The 23,189-nt window shown below is 33.8% G+C and carries 18 protein-coding genes; 2 read left to right on the forward strand and 16 right to left on the reverse strand.

The window, feature by feature from the left end:
* Positions 1-49 precede the first annotated feature (49 nt).
* From ACZM4J_RS01325 to ACZM4J_RS01345, 5 genes are all read right to left on the reverse strand, one after another.
* Positions 50-2,158, reverse strand: coding sequence for a SulP family inorganic anion transporter (locus tag ACZM4J_RS01325; RefSeq protein ID WP_489485472.1), 2,109 nt, complete (start codon positions 2,156-2,158; stop codon positions 50-52).
* Between the two features lie 292 nt (positions 2,159-2,450).
* Positions 2,451-4,412: an RICIN domain-containing protein gene (locus ACZM4J_RS01330; protein WP_022165455.1), complete on the reverse strand. Its 1,962-nt coding sequence runs from the start codon at positions 4,410-4,412 to the stop codon at positions 2,451-2,453.
* Between the two features lie 92 nt (positions 4,413-4,504).
* On the reverse strand, positions 4,505-5,278 hold the full coding sequence (locus ACZM4J_RS01335) for a TraX family protein (RefSeq protein ID WP_022165454.1): 774 nt from the start codon (positions 5,276-5,278) through the stop codon (positions 4,505-4,507).
* A 1-nt stretch (position 5,279) separates the two neighbouring features.
* The gene (locus ACZM4J_RS01340; protein ID WP_022165453.1) at positions 5,280-7,112 is read right to left on the reverse strand and encodes a glycogen debranching protein; all 1,833 of its coding nucleotides are present in this window, start codon (positions 7,110-7,112) and stop codon (positions 5,280-5,282) included.
* Positions 7,113-7,239: 127 nt separating this feature from the next.
* On the reverse strand, positions 7,240-7,731 hold the full coding sequence (locus ACZM4J_RS01345) for a hypothetical protein (protein WP_022165452.1): 492 nt from the start codon (positions 7,729-7,731) through the stop codon (positions 7,240-7,242).
* 239 nt (positions 7,732-7,970) lie between these two features.
* Here ACZM4J_RS01345 and ACZM4J_RS01350 point away from each other — a divergent pair, with 239 nt between their 5' ends.
* Positions 7,971-9,605 (forward strand): ABC-F family ATP-binding cassette domain-containing protein, encoded by a 1,635-nt coding sequence (locus ACZM4J_RS01350; RefSeq protein WP_022165451.1) that lies wholly within the window; start codon positions 7,971-7,973, stop codon positions 9,603-9,605.
* A gap of 16 nt (positions 9,606-9,621) precedes the next feature.
* Positions 9,622-10,530 carry an alpha/beta fold hydrolase gene (locus ACZM4J_RS01355; RefSeq protein WP_022165450.1) on the forward strand — a complete coding sequence of 303 codons (909 nt, stop codon included), beginning with the start codon at positions 9,622-9,624 and terminating at the stop codon, positions 10,528-10,530.
* A gap of 125 nt (positions 10,531-10,655) precedes the next feature.
* Here the strand turns inward: ACZM4J_RS01355 and ACZM4J_RS01360 are convergent, their stop codons facing one another.
* The 11 genes from ACZM4J_RS01360 to ACZM4J_RS01410 form a co-directional block, all read right to left on the reverse strand.
* Positions 10,656-11,783, reverse strand: a complete 1,128-nt coding sequence (locus ACZM4J_RS01360; RefSeq protein WP_022165449.1) for a bifunctional chorismate mutase/prephenate dehydratase — start codon at positions 11,781-11,783, stop codon at positions 10,656-10,658.
* Positions 11,784-11,812: 29 nt separating this feature from the next.
* Entirely contained in the window at positions 11,813-12,697 is an 885-nt protein-coding gene (gene folK, locus ACZM4J_RS01365; RefSeq protein WP_022165448.1) for a 2-amino-4-hydroxy-6-hydroxymethyldihydropteridine diphosphokinase, read from the reverse strand.
* Entirely contained in the window at positions 12,681-13,499 is an 819-nt protein-coding gene (gene folP, locus ACZM4J_RS01370) for a dihydropteroate synthase (RefSeq protein WP_489485475.1), read from the reverse strand. Before folP ends, folK begins: the two co-directional genes overlap by 17 nt.
* A 133-nt stretch (positions 13,500-13,632) precedes the next feature.
* Positions 13,633-14,190: a GTP cyclohydrolase I FolE gene (folE, locus tag ACZM4J_RS01375; RefSeq protein ID WP_022165446.1), complete on the reverse strand. Its 558-nt coding sequence runs from the start codon at positions 14,188-14,190 to the stop codon at positions 13,633-13,635.
* Between the two features lie 3 nt (positions 14,191-14,193).
* Positions 14,194-15,489 (reverse strand): bifunctional folylpolyglutamate synthase/dihydrofolate synthase, encoded by a 1,296-nt coding sequence (locus ACZM4J_RS01380; protein ID WP_489485477.1) that lies wholly within the window; start codon positions 15,487-15,489, stop codon positions 14,194-14,196.
* 383 nt (positions 15,490-15,872) lie between these two features.
* Positions 15,873-16,445: an SH3 domain-containing protein gene (locus ACZM4J_RS01385; RefSeq protein WP_022165445.1), complete on the reverse strand. Its 573-nt coding sequence runs from the start codon at positions 16,443-16,445 to the stop codon at positions 15,873-15,875.
* 111 nt (positions 16,446-16,556) lie between these two features.
* Positions 16,557-16,877, reverse strand: a complete 321-nt coding sequence (locus ACZM4J_RS01390) for a DUF1292 domain-containing protein (protein WP_022165444.1) — start codon at positions 16,875-16,877, stop codon at positions 16,557-16,559.
* Positions 16,878-17,117: 240 nt separating this feature from the next.
* A complete protein-coding gene (locus ACZM4J_RS01395; RefSeq protein ID WP_489485479.1) occupies positions 17,118-19,046 on the reverse strand; it encodes an ATP-dependent helicase in 1,929 nt (642 codons plus the stop codon).
* A gap of 51 nt (positions 19,047-19,097) precedes the next feature.
* Positions 19,098-20,570: a LuxR C-terminal-related transcriptional regulator gene (locus ACZM4J_RS01400; protein WP_489485481.1), complete on the reverse strand. Its 1,473-nt coding sequence runs from the start codon at positions 20,568-20,570 to the stop codon at positions 19,098-19,100.
* Between the two features lie 99 nt (positions 20,571-20,669).
* Positions 20,670-22,127, reverse strand: coding sequence for a glutamate--tRNA ligase (gltX, locus tag ACZM4J_RS01405; protein ID WP_302689915.1), 1,458 nt, complete (start codon positions 22,125-22,127; stop codon positions 20,670-20,672).
* A gap of 275 nt (positions 22,128-22,402) precedes the next feature.
* Complete coding sequence (locus ACZM4J_RS01410) at positions 22,403-22,975, reverse strand: P-loop nucleotide/nucleoside kinase family protein (RefSeq protein WP_022165440.1); 573 nt, start codon at positions 22,973-22,975, stop codon at positions 22,403-22,405.
* Positions 22,976-23,189 lie beyond the last annotated feature (214 nt).

A 23,189-nucleotide genomic window follows, 5' to 3' on the forward strand; every position in this document is an offset into this window, starting at 1 on the left:
ACTACACTTCTTATTTTTCTCTAATGTTTACAATCAAATCATACACTTCTTATTTTTCCCTTATACTTACAATCAAATCATACACTTCCGGATGTCGTTTCTGCAAATGCTCATCTAGTATATGTCTGCGTTCTACAAAGCGTTCTGCAAGTTCAGGATGCTCCTTGTGTATACGATTGTGAATTTCTCTTCTATGTTCTTCAAGTCGCTTAGCAATATCTTTTTCGTCTTTGCCTGAAATATTTACAATCTCTTTTAAGTGTTCTTCAAGATGCTCCAACCATTCGTCCTCGTCAAAAGCATCCATGTGGGACCAGCGTCCATGGAAAAGATTTTCCACATCTCCTGATTTCTTTAGTTGGTCTATCTGTAGCATTATTTGATTTTCGATTTCTTTTTCACTTTCCTTACCAAATGCCCAAACAAATTCCTGAACCCTGTTGTCTACTCGTTTTCTTGAAGGTGTAAGTTGCTCATTTTCTACATCTCCTTCTAAGGGATAAGGTCTATTAATTCCCATGTCTTTTAACGCTACATGAATTGTTCTTCTAACATTTCCATTTTCAATTAAATAACCAAGACCTAATTTTCTTAACTGTTCATTAACACCTGAAATATGTTCAGTCATATAAAAGCGAATCCCCTTCTCCTGAAGAGATTTATATAAAATTTCCAATCTGTCGGCTGCTGTTATGTCAATGCTACCCACAGCACTTGCATCAATAATTACAGCCTTTGTATCTTCTTTAATGGCATCTTCAATGTCTCTTTGCAATGTTTGTATGTTAGCAAAAAACAAATTACTGCTAAATCTGTAAATAACCACACCCTGTATGGCATGTATGTGACGTCCCTCATTCAAATCTCTAAAATGCTTATGGCCCGGTTGTATGCCAAGAAAACATGTAGCCGGCTTTGCCGTTCTGATAATCATTTCAGTAAATGAAAGAATTATTCCAATTAAAACACCATTAATTGTTCCAAGCATAAGCACCCCCATAAAGGCGCCTATAAAAATAAAACATTCCGTACGGCTTACCTGCCAAAGTCTGACAGCCAAATCAAACTCTGTTGCGCCGATTAATGCAGAAATTACTATTGCCGTAAGAATTGGCACCGGCAAATATCCAATAAAGCCTGTACCTACCAAAAGAAGCAGCATCATGGAGAAACCTGCCACAATTCCCGTTAATTGTGTTTTTCCCTGATACTGCTCTCCCATTGCAGTTCTTGAAACTGAGCCATTTATAGGGCAACAACCTGTAAACGCTGCCACAAAATTTCCAAGGGCAAAGGCAAGTATTTCCTGATTATCATTTATTCTATAACCATTCTTTTGTGCAAAACTATTTTCAGCCAAAAGCGTTTCAGCTATAATAACAACTGCCACAGAAAGACTTATCATAACCAAATCAGTCATAGGATATGCTCCAAAATCAGGAACCTTCCAACTTGGAAGTCCCAGTGCAACACTATCAAGAGTTTTTACACCCCATTGTTGTAACGGAATAAATTTTGTCATTATAACACCTATGACCATAAGTACAACCGCCATAGGAAATTTTGACATAATCTTTTTAGAAACAAGTAAAATAATAAGTGCCACGATTCCAATATAAATCGAAGGCATATTAATATCTTTTCCTGTATCAATAATATGTTCCACCAATTCAGGAAGCTCTCCCGTACCTGATGTGCCACCCATAATTTTAGGAACCTGCATTAAAATAATTGTTGTACATATTCCTGTAATAAAACCACCCATAACAGGGGCCGAAATATAATTTACAAATTTTCCTGCTTTCATAAAATAAAAAGCCAACAGCCAAACTGCCACTAAAAAAGTAATTATAGGAACTACTTCCATTGCTTCTTTTGTACTGCCCTGAATATTCATACTAAGAAGAGCTGCACCTACCAACGCCGCCGGAGCTGCATCAACTCCGAAAATAAACTGTGGTGATGTTGAAAAAAGTGCAAAAATTATAATTGGGAAAACCGAGCCATACAAACCATATACTGCCGGCAAGCCCGCTATCTGTGCATATCCCATGGATATTGGAATAGACACAGCCATTATAATGATTCCTGTAAATATATCTTTTATTAAATTTTCTTTCTTATATCCTTTTAACGTATATGCTGGTTTTATCTTCATTTTCATTTTCTCCCGAATAAATTTTAGTTTATAATTTTCTCTCAAATTAATTTTAGCTAATAATTTTCTTAATTTTCTCCCTAGTAAACCTTTAATTAATCTATTCTTAATTTTTACTGAATACTTTTAAATTAATATGTTCTTCCCCCAAAAAAATAAATCTTTAGCTAATAATATACCACACTCATTTACATAAAAATACCTCTAAAGTAACAGACTTTCCAATTCTATCTGTCTACTTTAGAGGTATTTTTGTTTTTACTTTTTAAGCCTTTAAGCTTTTTAGATGTATTTAATTAGCTAAAACAAACTTCCACTGCTGATTTGCCTGAGCAAAATAATCCCACTGCTGTACATTACCACCATTTGATGTTGACCAACCAGCAACTTCTAATGATTTGTTACTGTGTTTGTTAATGAGGAATGAATATTCTCCATCAACCATTGTAATATACCATCTCTGGTTATTAGTTTTATTGTTATCCCAGATTATGGCATTACCACCATTATCCTGTGACCAGCCCCCCATATCAAGTGCTTTTCCTGTTAATGCACTCTTAAGAATGTATGTTGAATCATCTTTATTAAAATCAATTTCCCATTCCTGGGCTACGTTTCCATTTGCCTGACACTGTTGTACATTTGTACCACTTGCTTTGTTTGCTCCTGCAACATCAAGACAAAGGCCACTGTGTCTGTTGATAATTTTATATCTTGCTTTTTCAACCTTAACAGATGACAACTGGTCATTCCAGTCATTTCCAATGTAACTTGCATCGCTTGTAATTACCTTTGACTTTCCACTAAAATTGTCATCCTGATAAATTGTTACCTTATAACCAAATGGAACCTTTAATGATGACATATCATCATTCTTAAAGCCTTTTGCAATAAGTGATGCAAGATTGTAACTTCCAACGCCTAATGATGTGCTTTTACCACCATAATTTGCATCCTGATAAATTGTTACATCACCTGATGCAGTGTTTACTGTTCCTGATGTACTTCCTGATGAAGAACTACCACTTGATGAACCACCTGAAGAACTGTTACCTTTATGTGTATATGAATAACTTGCTGTGTCTTTTACATAGCCTGAAGTATTGCAGTATGTAAACCAGTATTTAACTGTGTCCCCTGACTTCAAGCCATTAACTGTGTAAGTTGCTTTATCTCCTGACTGAGTCATTCTTACGTTCTGCTGTCCACCACCATTTACTGAATAATGAATGTCTGTCCACTTTGAATCATTTACATAAGCTGTTGCAGAACTGTCACCAGCATAATTCATTCCCATACCACTTGCCGGCGTATTTGAAGATGAACCATTATTGCCGCTGTTTCCTGTATTTCCTGTATTTCCTGTATTACCACTACTTCCTGCACTGCTACCATTGCTCTTATCTACATTGTTTGATGATGAACTATTGTATGAAGGATTGTCCTGATATACACGAACATAGTCAACCTTCATTTCCTGTGGAAATGCACTGTCATTAATTGAGAAGCCAGGCCAATTTCCTCCAACTGCCACATTTAATAATAAATAAAATGGTCTGTGGAATTCTTCTGTATCGCCTACATTGTTTGCAATTGACATTTCGTAGAATTTATTTCCATCAACAAAGAATCTGATATACTCATTATCCCACTGTAAACCATATGTGTGATACTGTGTTATATCAAAATTACCTGTTGGCTTACCGTATTCAGCATGTCCGTTTGCGTTCCAATGACATGTACCATATGTTTTATTTTCAGCATTAATTGCTTCCATAATGTCGATTTCACCACATGATGGCCAACCTACGCTACCAATATTTGCACCAAGCATCCAAAAAGCAGGCCAAATTCCCTGATTAGATGGTAATGCAAGTCTTGCTTCTACATAGCCATATGTAAATGTAAATTTCCCATTTGTATTAAGTCTTGCAGATGTATAATTCTTTCCACCGTAAGACTCTTTTTTTGCTCTAATGTGTAAGGCACCGTCAGCAACATAAGCATTGTCCGATCTGTTAGTATAATATTGCTGTTCGTTGTTTCCCCATCCATTTGAACCTGTTCCTATTTCAAATCCCCATTTTGAAGTATCAATGGAATTCCCATTGAATTCATCGCTCCATACTAATGTAGAGCCTGTAGTTGGAGAAGCCTTAACTGTTTTTTCAGGCATTGCAAATGTAATTGTCGAAAAAACCATGGCTGCTGAAACTACAAATGTTGTTGTTTTCTTAATTAACTTTGATATCATAATTTACCCTCCTAAAAATTTTCCGCTCAAAGCTAATTTAAGTATACAAAAACTAAAAACTATAGAAAGATAAAAAATTATATAAAAGGTAATCATTTTATTAAAAATATTTTTATACCTACCAAAATCACTATATGTAATGGATAAAATAAATAAAAGAAATATTTCCATTTATGTTTTCCCGGTGTGTCATTGTATAATTCAATAGGAATAATACTTAATGCCCCAAACCACTGAATTGACAATGGATACATGCCCATATTAAAAACAATATTTACAATCCCCTGACTTATGTGATGTTTTCTAAAAACATAAAAGCAAAGAATTATCATTATCCCTGCATAGGAATATGAGCAATTAATAAAATATGCCATGGCAAATCCTACCAACATAACTACTAATTCAATCAAAGTATTTAGTCTTGCCACTCCGATTTTTTGTAACACTTTGTCAGGATATGAAATTCTGAACTTTGAAATTGAATCAAGCATCCATATCATCATATAACCGATAAACAAAGTTATTAACACGTTTTGTCTTGCAAGGTCCCATAATGAACCATACATTAAATCATAAGGAACCTCTGATAATAACGCGAATATGCCTAAAATAATTCCATGTTTCATTCTGTCTTTTGTATGGAAAAATCCTTCAACCAAAACAAAACATATTATTGGGAAACAAATTCTTCCAATGGCACGGCCCGTTAAATACAATGTATTATTATTGTTTTCTAAAAAAATAATTGAAAAATGGTCAATAAACATTGCAAGGATTGCTAAAATCTTTAATTCAAATGTGCTTAATCCCCATTTTTCAAGATTAATATATTTACCAATTCCTTTTTCGTTTAATTCTTTTAACATATTATTCAGGTTTTGCAATCAAAACCGTTATGCTCCTTCCCGGTACATTAAATGTTCTGCCCACCTCTTCACTTTTCTGATTAGGGCTGGTTGAAAAAGCAACCTTCCATTTCCTTTTATTTCGTGCTGAAGGAATTCCAAAACTTTGCTCTTCCCAATACATATTGTATGCAATGTACACGTCAGCTTCATCACTTCCTGTTTCATCCATTGCATATTTTCCACAGTACATAGTTGAAAAATGTCTGTTAAAATGACTGAAGTCTCCGTACCACGCCTTTGTTCCATGATAAGACATATCCGGTAAACCGTAGGATTTATAATCCATCTGTCTTGTTTCATTTTTTAGATGTAACACTTTATGTTCTTTTCTAAATTTAATTATATTCTTTGTAAATTCAAATATTTCCTTTGCCATTGCTGTTTTATTCCAATTAGTCCACGAAATTTCATTATCCAGACAATATGGATTATTGTTTCCCTTTTGAGAATTGCACATTTCATCACCTGCATAAAGCATAGGCACACCCTGACTTAAAAATACCAAACTTAAAGCATTCTTAATCTGCTTTTTTCTTAAGTCCATTATTTTACGTTTTCTTGTATCTCCCTCAGCCCCACAGTTCCAACTGTAATTATAGACAGCACCGTCTCTGTTGTTTTCACCATTTGGCTGATTATATTTTCTGTCATAAGATACAGAATCATATAATGTAAATGTATTATGATTTGCCACATAATTTACAATTGCCACTGCCGGTGGATTTGCCTTCACCTTATAGGCAATGGTTGAAAGCATGTCTTCATCACCTTTTATAAATCTTCGTGTGGCAATCATAAAATCATCATTAAAATTAGCCAGATTTCTTACTTCCGTTGCACTATTGTAAAAATCTGTATCTGTCGCAAAGCTATAAGTAAATATTTTCGTTGTGCATAGCAAATTATCTGTTTGAACCATTCGCATCACTGCACTTTCAAGGTTCACATGAATTCCGTCAATGTGGTATTCCATTACCCAATAATGAAGACAGTCTAAAATTTCCTTAGGGTTAGTCTGCTCAGGAAAGAAAAATTCCATGGAAATCTCAATTCCATTTTTGTGTAATTCCCTAACCATATACTTAAATTCTTCTACTTCTCCACCAATGGCATTAGAATAAGCGTAAGCCGCTTTTGGTGCAAAAATAAAACCATCAGTATATCCCCAATAGTTTAGCTTTGGCTCCTCAATTGAGAACTGGCCTTTCATTGAAGTTGCAGGTCTTGATTTTATTTCATTAAAGTCATATGCTGGCATAAGCTCAATCATTGTAATTCCAAGTTCTTTGAAATAAGGAATCTTATCTACAATACCTAAATAAGTTCCCTTATGTTTTACTTTTGAGCTAACATGCTTTGTAAAGCCTCTAACATGTAGACGATACAAAATTGTCTCATCAAAAGGAATATTCAAAGGGGCATCCCCCTGCCAATCATATTCATTTGAAACAATTCCTGCCCTAAGATTTTTGCTCTTTTCTCCCCATTGCTTTTTTTCTGATAAAGCCTTCGCGTATTTGTCTACAATTATCTCATCATTAACACAAAAGTTATAATCATATTTCTTATAATCAAGTCCTGTTACACACATGGCATAAACACTTCCAATAACCTGTGCATTTTCAAATGGGATTCGAAAAGCTTCCCTGTCTTCACCTTTCCTGTACAATATTACTTCGCACTTGCTACCATACTTTGCAGTAATTGCAAAATTAACATTGTCACCCATTACCGTAGCACCCATTATTAACGGATTTCCCCTATATACTTTTATGTTGCCTAACTTGTCCATGTTGTCGTCCTTTCATGTCTGTAACTTGTCTTATTTTATGCTTAAATTAATCTGGTTTCAAAAAAACCAATCTCTATTACAGGTCCCTCTCCCTGTTTCTAACTTCCGCCATTGTAACAGAATCATTCTAATCAAATAACTGTATCAAATAAACTTTTCCCCGATCTATTGTTATCATGTAATTATCAGGGGCTGTGTAACCGCTATCTGCAATATGTTCTTTAAATTCTTTAAATGTCATTGAGCCATCACCATCTAATCTCTGATCATAAAAAGAACAGGACTTTGATATTTCAATATCCGCTTCTTCTCTTGTTGACACCTGACCGTCCATGGCATCAATTACGCCAAACTTTCCTTTTAAGTAAAGTCTTCTTCCGTTTATTTTTAACTGTTCAATATATGTTCCATTATCAGATTCCTTTGAACCTTCATTTATACTAAAACTTCTTGGCCAGCTTGAATCTTTTGCAGGATCAAGTCCTACAGTAGTTTCAGCCTTGGTTTTTGCTGTATTATCTTTTTTTGTAGTCTTTTCTTTTGTTGAAGAACAGCCACATACACTTGTAATTGTAAGTGTTGAAACTAACAACAAACTAATCAGTCTCTTCTTATTCATGTCCTCGCCTCCTACTGACATATAATAACATATTTACCCGTTTATAAAAACATAAAACTGTTTTTAATTATTTTTCCCATATTATAAGGTAATTTTTCCCTTTCCTAGATTGCTTTAATTCCTAAAAACTGATATACTTTGATGAGCAATCAGCAAAAGTTTACGGGATTTTTGCGGTCAAAAATCCGTTATTCTTTTGCATTTACCTAAAACATGTATAAAAATAAGGAGATTTATAAATGATAAGTACAAGTAATATTTCTTTACGTTTTGGCAAAAAAGCATTATTTGAAGATGTAAATATTAAATTTGTTCCAGGTCACTGCTACGGACTTATTGGTGCTAACGGTGCCGGAAAATCAACATTTTTAAAAATATTAACAGGGGAGATTGAACCTACAAGCGGTGAAGTTATTATCACACCTGGTGAACGTCTTTCTTTCTTAAAGCAGGACCACTTCCAGTATGATGAATACACTGTTCTTGATACAGTAATTATGGGTAATGCCCGTCTTTACGAAATCATGAAAGAAAAAGATGCAATCTACATGAAGGAAGATTTTTCTGATGAAGATGGCATTAAGGCATCAGAACTTGAAGCTGAATTTGCCGATATGGACGGCTGGAACGCTGAAGCTGATGCTGCTACTCTTTTAAATGGTTTAGGAGTAGATACTGAATATCACTACAGCCAGATGAAAGATTTAAACGGCACATTAAAGGTTAAGGTTCTTTTAGCTCAGGCATTATTTGGTAACCCTGACATTCTTCTTTTAGACGAACCTACTAACCACTTGGATTTAGATGCAATTGCCTGGCTTGAAGAATTCCTAATCAATTTTGAAAACACAGTAATCGTTGTATCTCATGACAGATATTTCTTAAATAAAGTTTGTACCCAGATTGCTGATATTGACTATGCAAAGATTCAGCTTTATGCCGGTAACTACGATTTCTGGTACGAATCAAGTCAGTTAATTGTTAAACAGATGAAAGAAGCTAACAGAAAGAAAGAAGAAAAAATCAAGGAATTACAGGACTTTATCCAGAGATTTAGCGCCAATGCTTCTAAATCAAAACAGGCTACTTCAAGAAAGCGTGCTTTAGAAAAAATCGAACTTGATGACATTAAGCCTTCAAGCAGAAAGTACCCTTACATTGATTTCAGACCTGCAAGAGAAATCGGTAACGAAGTTTTAACTGTTGAACATTTATCAAAAACTATAGACGGTGTTAAGGTTTTAGATGATGTTTCATTTACAATCGGTAGAGAAGACAAAGTTGCTTTCGTTGGTTCAAACGGACTTGCAAAAACAACATTATTTCAGATTATTATGGGACAGATGGAACCTGATGAAGGTGATTACAAATGGGGTATCACAACAAGTCAGTCATACTTCCCTAAAGACAACACAAAAGATTTTGACTGTGACGATGTAATCGTTGACTGGCTTACACAGTATTCAGAAATCAAAGATGCCACATACGTTCGTGGTTTCCTTGGTAGAATGCTTTTTGCAGGTGATGATGGTGTTAAAAAAGTTAAGGTTCTTTCAGGTGGTGAAAAAGTTAGGGTTATGCTTTCAAAACTTATGATTAGCGGTGCTAACGTTTTAGTTATTGACGAACCTACTGACCATTTAGACATGGAAAGTATTACAGCCCTTAACACAGGCCTTATTAAGTTTCCTGGTGTACTTTTATTCTCATCAAGAGATCATCAGGTTGTTCAGACAACTGCAAACCGTATTATGGAAATTGTAAACGGCAAGCTTATTGACAAGATTACAACTTATGACGAATATCTTGAAAATGACGAAATGGCTAGAAAGAGAACTGTTTACACAACTGAGGGAATGGATATAAACGACTAATTGCGAGGTGAGTAATATGCGACCAACTACTATTACTTTTCCACCGGAGGGTATTGAACCTCTTGGTATAATTGAATTTGTACATGGTATGTGTGAAACGCGAAAACGTTACGAAAAAACTTTACAGTATTTTAGTAATTGTGGTTTTATTTGTGCCATTTCCGACATAAAAGGGCATGGTGAAAATATTTTAACCACTGATGACTTGGGCTACTTTGGTCACGAGGGCTACAAAGGACTTGTCGAAGACGTTCATCAGTTTACAATGTTTCTAAAAAGAGAATATCCTAATCTTCCACTTATTATTGTAGGACACAGCATGGGTTCTCTTATTGTAAGAGCTTATTTGAAAAAGTTTTCTAACGAAGTGAATGCCGTCGTTTTAAGTGGTTCTCCTTCTGATAATCAGCTTGCCGGCTTTGGCAAACGACTAGTTCGATTTATGGCTCTTTTTAGAGGCTGGAATTACAGAAGTCCAATGATTGAGAAAATGGTTAATGGACCTTTTGAAAAACCTTTTATGAAAGAGGGCATCGTAAATGCATGGATTTGTTCAGATAGAGATGTTGTTGAAGAATACAACAAGGATCCGTTATGTGGCGTGACCTTTACTTTAAATGGTTACTATGCACTGTTTAGTTTGATTCAAACAGTATACAGCAAACTTGGTTGGTCCAAGAAAAATCGTGATCTTCCTGTAATGTTTGTTTCAGGTGAGAATGATCCTTGCAGACAAGGGGACAAAGCTTTCAAGAAGGCTGTTTTACACTTTAAGCATTGTGGCTTTCCTAATACTTTTTCTAAAGTATACAAAGGTATGCGACATGAAGTATTTAATGAAAAGAACGCTTCGGAAGTTTATGAAGACATACTTAAGTTTTTGGAAATCAAGGCTGGCATTGAAGATATTAGATATCAGGACTAACATTAACTGCTTTATGTTTATCACTGCAGAAAGTAGTTACAATAGAATAAAATCACATATGAAAAAGGGTTGCAAAAATGCAACCCCTTTTTTTCATATAGCCACGCAATAGGATATTAATTTTTCTAGTAATTTCCTAATATTTTCATATTAAGGGCTTCTGCATTAATACCGCTTAAAGCATTAATTGCTCCTGCCTGATTTGCTTTTCCCTCAAATTCAACGTAGAATCTGTATTCCCACTTCTTCTCAGGTACAGGTCTTGATTCTATACGTGTCATATTTAAGTCATTGTAAATAATATGAGACAACATCTGATATAAAGTACCGCTTTCATGTGGCATCTCAAAACTGATACATATTAAATCAGCATTAACTCTTGCCATTCTCTCTCTACTTATGATAATGAACTTTGTTGTATTTGTATCATTGAAATTAATTCCTCTATGTAATATTTCAAGTCCATAAATTTCTGCTGCATTAGCACTTGCTATACACGCTCTTGTCTTGTCATTCTGTTCTGAAATATATCTTGCACTAATTGCTGTATTAGCAAGATTTACTTTTCCAAAACCATGTTCCTCAATAAATTTATTACTTTGCATAAAAGCCTGTGGATGAGAATATACCTCATGAATATCCTCTATTCTTGAACCTTTTAAACCACAAAGACAATGCTCTATTTTTACATCGAATGTATCAACAATATAATTAGAGAATTCAACCAGCAAGTCATACACATCTGTTACAATTCCTGCAGATGAATTTTCCATTGGTAAAACTGCGTAATCAGCCTTGCCGTCTCTTACATACTTCATTGCCTCTCTAAAAGATGTTACATTTAAGTATTCAGCCTTATCTCCAAAGTATTCTGTAGCTGCCTGCTGGCTGTAGGCGCCCGGAATTCCCTGATATACGACTTTTGCACCATCCATTGGGATTTTATCAACAATATCAAATCCAATGTCGTTATTTACCCCTTCTTCTGTTAGAAGCTTATACTGCATCTTTCTGCTCATTGCCATTATCTGTTCAAACAATTCTTCCACACCATGAGCATAAAAATCACTTGAGGCTTTGTTTTTTAATGTTTTAATTTTGTCTAATTCTCTTTGTCTGTCAAGAACAGCCTTACCTGTTCTTAATTTGTATTCAGCAACGTCTTTACAGACTTCCATTCGTCTTTCAAATAAGCTTACAATCTCGCTATCAATTGAATCAATTTCTTTTCTACTTTCCTGTAAATCTTTCATGTATACGTTAAAGACCTTTCTTTCGTTGTTTAATTATCTGTCTCCTCTGAAATTTTTGGGCAGCCACCACAACCACTGCAACCGCCACAGCCACTATTAGGACTTAAGTCCTCTAACAACTGAGTTACTGTTTTATTTAAAATAGGATGTGTCCAATATGGTGCAATTTGTTTTAATGGTTCTAACACAAAAATTCTCTTGTGCATTTCCACATGTGGTATCTTTAATTCTGGTAAATCCACTATCTGGTTTTCGTAAAAAACAATGTCTATATCCAATGTTCTTGGGCCCCAGTGTATTTCCCTGGTCCTACCTTCAAAAGCTTCTATTTGGTTGACTTTTTTCAGTAATTCTTCAGGTGAATACAATGTTTCTATTTCAATACAGCCATTTAGGAAATTGTCCTGTTCAACAGGTCCATAAGGCTCAGTTTCTATATAATTTGATACTACATTAACTCTGCAGTTATCATCGTCATACAAACTGTCCACTGCACAATTTAGGTGTTCTTCCTTGTCGCCCATATTAGAGCCGATTGATAAAATTGCCTTGCTCCATTTTCTGTTGATGGAAATTGCAACATTTCCAAAAGGCAACGGTATAGGTGCCTGTGGTTTGTATATTGTAAAATCCACTTCTCTGATTTTCGGAAATGTTTTTAACAATTCTGTTGTACACTGCCATGCCGCAGCTTCTATTAAATCAAATCTGTTTTTTGTTAGAAATTTATTTATAAAGTCGCAAACCTCAGCATAATTAACAGTTTCATTTAAATCATCAGTATTGCCTGCAACACTTATGTCTGTATATAAGTTAGCATCAATATAAAATTTCTGACCATTTATTTTTTCATGTTCCTCACAGCCATGGTATGCAAATACTTCTAACTGCTTAATTTTAATACAATTTTTCATTTCTTATCGCCTTTGCCATCATTAATGCCTGATAGTTTTCTTTTACATCATGGACCCTGAAAATACTACAGCCTCTCTCATATCCCATAACAGTTGTTGCAACAGTTCCAGCCATTCTGTCATTCTTATCTACGTCCAGTGTAAGTCCGATAACTGACTTTCTGGATGTTCCAAGAAGCACAGGATAACCAAGTTCTTTTAGCCTGTCCACATGTTTAATAATCGATAAATTCTGTGCATAATCTTTTCCAAAACCAACGCCCGGATCTAATACAATCTGTGAATCCTTTACTCCTGCTTTGTGTGCAATGTCAATTGATTCCTTCATTTCCTTTAAAACATCTTCCACGTAGCTTTCATAGTTAGTATTATCCTTATTATGCATAACACATGCAGCAACTCCTGATTTTGCTACTAAATCAGCCATATCCTGCTTGTCCCACTTAAATCCCCACACATCATTAACCATGTCAATTCCGGCTTCAACTCCGGCTTTTGCCACATTAGTTTTGTATGTATCAAGGGATACGCATACATCAAATCTTTCTTTTATCGCATTAATAACCGGCACAACCCTTTCTATTTCTTCTTCATCACTAATTAAAGTATAGCCCGGTCTTGTTGACTCACCGCCAACATCAATAATTCTTGCACCGTCCTTGATCATTTCTTCAGTGTGCTTTAAAGCTGCGTCCATGTTGTTCCACTTACCACCGTCAGAAAATGAGTCAGGTGTTACATTTAAAATTCCCATAATAATAGGATCATTATCTAAGTCAAAATTATATTTTCCAATTTGCATTTATTTTTCCTTTACTCTCTATTAATTATTTTTGTTAAAAAAGAATATCACTTACGATACATTACACAAAAATGCGTGCCTATTAAGCAACTGTTTTTATCTTCTGCCATATGATCCATGATAAGAAGTCTAATTACTTCTCCATTAAATGAAGAATGTCTCTTCTTAAACTGCTGTCTTCTTCAAAAGCGCCTTTTGCTGAAAAAGTAATTGTTTTACTACCTGGTTTCTTAATTCCTCTTGCTGACATACACATATGCTCAGCCTCAACCATAACCAATACCCCCTTTGCATTTAAGCATTCTTCAATAGCATCGGCTATCTGATTTGTCATTTGTTCCTGAATCTGCAATCGTCTTGCAAAAACTTCCACTGTTCTTGCAAGCTTGCTTATTCCAACAACTTTTCCATTTGGAATATAAGCAATGTTTGCTTTACCATAAAAAGGCATCAAATGATGTTCGCAAGTTGAGTAAAATGTAATATCTTTTTCAATAACTACATTTCCATTATCACATGTAAAAGTCTTTGACAGATGCTCCATTGGATCTTTGTCCATACCTGCACATAACTCTTCATACATACGTGCAACTCTGTTTGGAGTATCCACTAAACCCTCTCTACTTGGATCTTCACCGATACCTTCTAATAATAATTTGATTCCCTGTTCTATTTTGTTTTTATCAAACATCAGTCAATCTCTCCTTCCGGCTTTAACTGCTTGATTAATATCATTTAGATGTGATAAAGAGCCAAAAGCTAATATCATATCTGATTTTTTACTGTTTACTAAATCAATTGCCTTCTCTACAGCCTGATCTATACTTTCTACATACTGAACATTTGGGTTGTATTTAGAAATTGTATTAGCCAACTTCTTTCCATCTAATGCTCTGGCATTATTTGGTGTAACAGTTAAAATATTTTCTCCTTTGTTTGCAATAAGACCTGCTTCCTTCTCAAAGTCTTTATCGGCCAACACTCCCATTATAAAGGTAATTCGTTTATTTGTAAAATACAAATCAATACATTTTACCAATTCCTCTATAGCTCCGGGATTATGTGCGCCATCAATTACAAATAATGGTTCCTTTGAAATTATTTCAAATCTTCCCTTCCAGACTGCATTTTCAATGCCATTTTTTATATATTTTTCTGTATTGTAACCCTTTTTTTCAAGAATTAATGCAACCTCAATTGCTGTTGCCACATTTTTTCCCTGATAAGTTCCAAGCATTTTTAGATTAGCTTTATATTCTTTTCCATTAGAGGCTCTGTAAGTTACAATATTTTCTCCATTACCCAAATCCAGCTGTGCTTCTTTAGCCATAACTATATGGGAATTCTTTTTTTCAGCTTCCTCCCTTATTACATCGCATATTTCTTTTTGCTGTTTTGCTACTACAACAGGGCAGTTTGCTTTTATTATGCCCGATTTTACCCTTGCTATTTCTTCAATTGTGTCACCTAAAAAAACTGTGTGGTCCAAGGAAATATTGGCAATAATACTACAAAGAACCTTATGGAAAACATTTGTGGCATCTGTTGCACCACCCATACCACATTCAACTAACACAATATCACAATTCTTTCTTTTGAAATATTCAAAAGCCAAAGCCGTTTCAATTTCAAAAGGTGTTGGATGAAATCCATAAGTTTTAGCAATGTAATCACATTTTTCCTTAATATGAGTGATTATTTCTCCTAAACTGTTTGGCTCTATGTTTTGGTTATTAATCTGAATAATCTCATCTTCTTCAAAAACTGCCGGAGAACTGTACCTACCTACTTTGTAGCCTGCCTCCATGAGAATACAGTTTAAAAAAGCCATTGTGGAACCTTTTCCATTTGTACCTGCTATGTGAACAACTTTCAGACTTTTTTCAGGATTACCCATTTCTTTTAAAAGTGTTGTGATGCTTTTCAGACCTAAGACACTGCCGTATTTATTTACTTCTTTTAAATATTGTTTTGCTTCGTTATAGTTCATTGTGTTTTCCTCGTTGTGCTTTTATGCTATATTGCCCTTCATGTTTTTTTATTACGAAATTGCTACGTGCTTTGCACTCCCGCAATTTCACCACATAATTCGCATATCGCACAACTTCGTTGTGCTTTTATGCTATTTTGCCCTTCATATTTTTTATTACGAAATTGCTACGTGCTTTGCACTCCCGCAATTTCACCACATAATTCGCATATCGCACAACTTCGCTGTGCTTTTATGCTCATTATGCGGGCGTGTCCTCAAAACATAAGCGTACTTTTGTGCAAGCACAAGTACGCTTATGTTTTGGTACACTGTAATAAAAAACGTACTTTATGGGAAGTATTAGTCTACCATAAAATACGTTTTTTGTTTATTTATAATTATTATTTTATGAATCTTGCTGATACATAACCTTCGATACCATTCCAGATTACATGGCACCAACCTTTGTCAGTGCTTAAGACTTCTAATTCGTCTCCCTTATTAACAATGTCTAAAACCTTTGAGCTTTCTTTTGGTTTTCTTCTTATGTTGACATCGTCCCTTGCATGTTTGATTTCGCCTGAAAGTCGTGTTGTTTCCTCTTCAGTTTGTTCCTCTGTAGGCGCCTGTGTTTCTTCTTTTGTTGTCTCTGGAACAGTTTTCTCAGTTGTTGTAGCTACAGTAGTTTCTGGTGTTGTCTGCTGAGCAACCTTCTGTGTTGTTGTTACAGCTTCTGTTGTCTCTGCTGTTGTTGCTCCTAATATTGATGTTTCCTTAGGAGCTGTTGTCTTCACTTCACTATCTTTCTTGGCTGAAACTGAAGCTACAACAATAATTAATACTACAATAACAACAATTGCTGCTGCTAAAATTCCTAATGTTATTTTTCTTTTCTTAATCTGCTGTTCTTTCTTTAACTCAGCATTTCTTTTTCTTGCTTCTATTCTCTGTCTAGTTTCATCTTCGTATGACATTTTTCCACCTTCTTAATGTATTTTCTTTTTGTTATGATTTTCAAATAACAATGTATTTCTAACATTATTATCTTAAAAATGCATTATCTTACAAATTCAAAAAACCACAAATTAATGTAAGTTTTCTTCTTCCTCAATAATTTCATCATATTCACCGTCTTCAACTAGCTGATCAAAAGCCTGTGATGCTAACATGAATTCAGCTTCTGTTTCAATATTGTCAAGTCCAGGTTCTCCGTCCTCGTCTTCAAAGTATCTGTATAAGAACACTTCTCCTTCTTCGTTTTCAGGTCCTTCAGTTGGAAGTAATGCAATGTAATCTCTTCCTTCTGCTTCAAATATACTTACAACAAGGCAATCAACCTCACTGTCATCTTCTAATGTTAAAGTTACAAATAAATCTTCATCTTCTTCTAATTGATTATTTCCCATATCATTTACCAAGTCTTTCAACAATACTCATACATTTCCCGTATGAATTTGAAAGACACAAACATAATATTTTTACTATGCCTGTATTTTCCTTTCTTATTTATTTTCACAATCTTACTATGCATTTGTAATAAACGCATTTTTTGTTATTTTAACTTTATCAAAAGTGTATTAAAATTGCAATATTATGCACCTTAATTTAATGTATTATCTACATAATTTTCAAAAAATATACATATTCTATGCCATTACTTCCTTCATAAAAATTGACGGTTCCACATAGCAGCCAAGATTTTCGCTTACACAATATATATTTAAATATTTTTTTGCCCTTGTTATTGCCACATAGAAAAGTCTTCTTTCCTCTGCGAAATCTCTTTCTCTTACTGCTTTAGATGTTGGTATTATGCCCTGATTAGCATCTAAAATAAAAACGCTGTCAAACTCAAGTCCCTTTGAGCCATGCATTGTAATAATATGAATCGGCTTTCTTACCTGCTTTTCTTTTGACTTTGTATTAGCACTGTTTTCTTCACTTTCCTGTAAAATCCAGCTTTCCAAAGTGTCATATTTTAAACTGTTTGTTTTTATTTCTTCAATTTCTTTTTCAAAAACAGAATAGTCTATCTTTCTCTCTCTTGATAGCTCTTTCAGGTAATTCTCATATCCTATACCTTTTAGAATATACATTAAAGCTGCCATGGGCTTTAATCTTAACAACATCTGCAAATCAAATTCCAGCTTTTCTATTTTTTTCACAATTTCACTGCTATGACTGTAAACATTTTTCAAACTATTAAAATCAATTCCATAATCACTTATCATTCCGTTACTAATAAGTCTGGCTGGTTTGTTTAATATATAAATTAGACTTTCATTATTTCGTATTTCAACTTTATTCAAATTAATGGCTGCCTTTATGTAATTGTAAATGTCCACTCCCACCTGAGTTTTGAAAACAGATTTCTTAGCGACTTTGCTTTCAGATATAATTTCCTGTTCTTCTAAAAATCTTTGGATAATATCAATCTGGCTGTTGTTTCTCACAAGTATTGCAATGTCATCTATCCCTCTACTTTGCAACTCTGTAATCTTAACTGCCGTATACTGCAATTGCTCCATTTGATTTCTGAAAATTCTAACATCAGTATCTTTACTTTTGTTATTATTCTTGTTCTTGGTATTGTTATTGTTCCTTTTCCTTGGGATTGAGCAACCATCTTTTATGTTCTCATTTTTATTATTGTTACCTTTCGGTGACATGATATTTTTTTCAAAACGTGAACTGTTGTTTTTAATTAGGTTCTTAGACATTTGGATAATTTCATCTGTAGACCTATAGTTTATATTTAATATAATTTTTCTACATGCCTGATAGTCCTTTTCAAATCTAAACATTAACTCAGGACACGCCCCGCGAAATCCATAAATGCTCTGGTCATCATCACCTACTATAAACAAATTGTTTTCAGGCGCCACAAGCATTTTTATGATTTCATACTGTATCTTGTTAATATCCTGAAATTCATCTATTAAAACATATTCAAAAACCTGCTGCCATTTTTGTAAAAGCACCGGTTCCTCTTTAAACAACGTATAACAGTCCAACAGCATATCATCAAAATCAATTTTATTCTGACTCTTCAATTCTTTTGCATATTCATCGAATATAAGCTTAAATTCCCTGTTTTTACAGCTTTTTGGTGCATAATCACTCAATGGAATCATATTTCCCTTAACATTGCTTATTTCGCCAATAATGTTTTGAATAAATTCATTAAGGGAAGTTGTATTTATTCTGTTTCTGATAATAATTTCACGCAAAATCTGACTTTTCTGATTTTCCGTTAAAATATTACGCCCACTGTAATTCTTGGATAATTTTAAAATTCTAAAATAGATTCCATGAAAAGTTCCAAAGGACACAGGATAACTGCTTTTTACCCAATGTTCTCCTTCCATTATCTGAAAAAATTTTCTCTGCATATGAACTGCGGCAGCTTTTGTAAAAGTTACTACTAATATTTTTTCAGGTGAAACGTCTTTTCTAATTAACTCTTTTATTCTGTGTGTTATAACTGTAGTTTTACCTGAGCCAGGTCCTGCAAGAACCATGGCTGCTCCTTTAAAATGATTAACAGCTTCTCTTTGTGCGTTATTAAATTCCATAAACACCTTTCCAATATGTCCCTTTATATATTATCACATATTGGATGTGTTTTAAATAGTGTTTTCAGTCCACGTATAGTAAAATTTAATTAAACCTACTCTTGAATTGGTATCTGTTTTTTTATTTATATTTGAAATATGTCTGTATAAAGCAGCTCTTGAAATATATAACCCGGCTGCAATATTCTGAACACTATCGTCAGAATTAAGTAAAGCTTCTAACACTTCCTTTTCTCTTTTGGTTAAAGAAAAATTCTCCGAAAACATTTGTAATTTGTCAGTTTCGTTTGTGCTGTTAGTTTCTTTTTCACTGTTTGTTAGATTGTCCCAGTTATTTTCTATTATTTCAGCTCTGTTGATTTGTATATTTTTCATTGTGTACAAAAATATTAATACACTAATTGCCACAAACAAAACTAACGATAATACGGTAATCAGTAAAACATTTTCTGTTGAATATAGTTTCAAAGACCAACTCCCCATTAGCACAGCCATCAAATTATTTACTGCTCTTCCCATACCTGCCCAAAGGCGTGTATTTTCCATTTTAAGAGATATTTTCACAAATGCTGTTGTAAAAAACACAGCAAAGAATCCAGCTGACAAATAGAAAACAACCAGGCCTGTTAAAAACGCCCCGCCGGATACAATTGTCAAAATACATATTGTTGACAAAAGAGTTATGCAATACATTATTATGTACATGAATCTGCCTTTTTTTATGTCGAAAAGTATACCAGCTGCAATTCCACTTACGGCTAAAAATAATCTCGGATATTGACCTACATCAAAAGTACCATCTGCATGGAATAAAGTCACAACATTATCAAGGGTTGTAAAAACATTTGCCATTAATACAACAATTGCAATTAAAAGAATTACCATTACATAATTGTTTTTTAAACCACCCTTTTCTTTGACTGCATTATCACATCTGTCATCACTATTACTTTTCCCTGAAATCTTTTGCACTATTATGATTGCTGCAACCCACAATACAACTATCAAAACACTTTCCAGATTATTTGATTTTATTAAATTATTGCTTACAAACTGTATCAAAAGTCCAAAACCGTAAGCAAAGCCTATTGTTTTTCCTAAATATTTGCTGTTACCGTAATTAATTGCCGTAAAATAAAAAACCGTGCTTCCAAAAGCTCCAAGTATAATAAAAAGAAGGCAGCCACACACTAATATAACATTATAAGAATCACTGTGTGAAAATTTCCAAACACAAAAGCAACCTAATACAATCGCTAAACTAACCGCCATATTTTTAGTGTTTTTAATACCTGTTTTATTATCTAATATTTTCTTTATTATTGGATACAAAACAAATCCCACTACGCTTGCACCTAAAACATAACTTTGTGCTATTACAACTTTACTTGGATTTGCCACTTTAGCAATCATGTTATCAAAAAGGTATTCACTTCCTAAAAACAAAAAATTAAAAAGCGATATTAATATTATGATTTCAATCCAATTTTTATTTATATTTTTCTTAGTAACTGTATTTTCCATATTTTAACCTGAACCTTTCAAAAGGATTTCTTATTACACAAAAAATCCGACTGACAAACAGCCGGACTTTTTATAATCATCCTTGAATTATTTTGATAATTATTCTGATAATAATTCAATACCTTTTTTAATTCTTTCTAATGACTCTTCTTTTCCAATTACTTCCATAATTTCGAAAGCTCCTGCCGGTGTCATCTGCTTACCTGATACTGCAGTACGAAGTGGCCATAAAGCCTGACCATTTTTAATTTCTTTTTTCTTAATGTATTCAAATACAGTGTCGTGTAATCCCTGTACTGAATAATCATCTGTTTCCTCTAATATTGGAAGTAATTCCTTTAAAATTTCTAAAGAGTTTTCAGAATTAGTCTTCATTTTCTTGTGTGTATACATTTCAGGACTATATTCAGGAAGTTCCTGGAAGAAGTCGATCATGTCTCCAATTTCAGGGAATGTTTCAATTCTTGTTTTGACCATATCCATTATTGTTTCAAGGTTCAAATCTTTCTTGATAACTTCCTTAACGTACGGTCTTGCCATTTCATAGAACTTCTCATTGTCCATAGCCTTAATGTATTCACCATTCATCCATTTTAACTTTGTAATATCGAAAACTGAAGGGCTCTTATTAACCTTGTGATAATCAAAATTCTTAATTAATTCATCAAGTGAAAATATTTCCTGATTGTCTTCCGGACTCCAACCTAAAAGTGCAATGTAGTTTACAATTGCTTCAGGTAAAAATCCCTGTTCAACTAAATCTTCGTATGATGAATGACCTGAACGTTTGCTTAATTTCTTATGATTTTCATCTGTAATAAGTGGCAAATGTACATATTTAGGTGCTTCCCAGCCAAATGCTTCATAAAGTCTCTGGTACTTTGGTGAAGATGAAATATATTCATTACCTCTTACTACATGAGTGATTTCCTGTAAATGATCATCTATAACATTTGCAAAATTGTATGTTGGATAGCCATCTGACTTAATTAAAATCATGTCATCCAACTCTTTGTTTTCTACTGTAATTTTTCCATACAATTCATCAACAAAAGTTGTTGTTCCTTCTGTTGGCATGTTCATTCTGATAACATAAGGTTTTCCAGCATCTAAATTAGCCTGTATTTCTTCTTGTGAAAGATGTAAACAATGCTTGTCGTACATTGTAATTTCTTTTCCGTCTTCCCCTACAGAAGTTTTAAGTGTAGCCAATCTGTCCTTATCACAGAAACAGTAATATGCATCTCCTGACTCAATTAATTTCTTTGCATATTTAAGATATAAACCTGAAGCCTGACGTTCACTCTGAATATAAGGTCCATATCCCTTGTCCTTGTCAGGACCTTCGTCATGTACAAGTCCTGTTGCTTCAAGTGTTCTGTATATAATATCCACAGCACCTTCCACATAACGTTCTCTATCTGTATCTTCTATTCTTAAAATAAAATCGCCACCTGCATGTTTTGCAATTAAAAATTCGTATAAAGCTGTCCTTAAATTTCCTACATGCATTCTACCTGTTGGACTAGGTGCAAATCTTGTTCTTACTTTTGACATTTTATTTCTCCTCTTTAACAATTATTGACATAAATCTAATTTATTATAATGCTTTTTTTGCCTATAAGCAAGTACATCAACTTATGGATTTTATAATAATCCATAACGCAATATTTTTTATGTAATAGAAAATCCTAAAAGATTTTCCTGTTACGAAAAAAGACTTTCCTTAACCGAATCACCTATTTATTGTCAGGTTTTAAAACCTAACTTTTTAGGAATAATTCAAGTTCCGTGAAAGTCTTTTTCTAAATATACTTAATATTTTTTATGCTTTATTTTAAATTTTTGAAATATTCAACAGCTTCATCTAATGACTTCTTGAATGAATCATCTGATGAATTATCGAATAAGAATAAATTCTTAATTCCTTCAGGAACTGTAAAGTTCTGTCTGCTAATATATTCATCCCAATGTTCAATCTTCCATGTATCTCTGTCAGAGTTACGTTTAATCATTCTTTCCTTACAAACTTCCTTGTCGCAATGAACCCAAACAACAACTAATTCAGCTCCAATCTTTAAAAGTTCGTTTCTAAGATTTTCCATATAACCGGGTGTTCTAACTTCTCTTGTGAATGGAGAATTAATGAATACCGTATCATTGTATTCTAAAGCTTCTCTTGCGATTTCCATGATTGCATCATATTCATAATTTCTGATGTTTGCTTCAAAGAAATCTGAGCTTCTATTGTATTCTTCATTTGCCACAACAAAAATCTGCTTTGATAAAACAATAAGTGAATCTTTATCAAGGTAAACACAGTTAGGCATAGCCTTTGCTAACTTCTTTGTTACAAATGTTTTTCCACATGCTGGTGGTGATGTTACTAAAATCATTTTCTTCATAATATATCTACCTCTTCTATATAAAAATATTAAATCGTTTCAAATAAACCCGAATTTCCCGTAATTATATCACTTTTTAATTCCTTTAGTCAATAAGATTGACCGTATTTTTTTGTTTTTTCGACTACTTTTTTAATTACAGTGTTCCAAGGTCCAACTCACCTGTGCTTGCACAAAGGTGAGCTGGACTTTGGAACACGCCCAAATATGAGCA

Source organism: Eubacterium sp. (assembly GCF_057858645.1).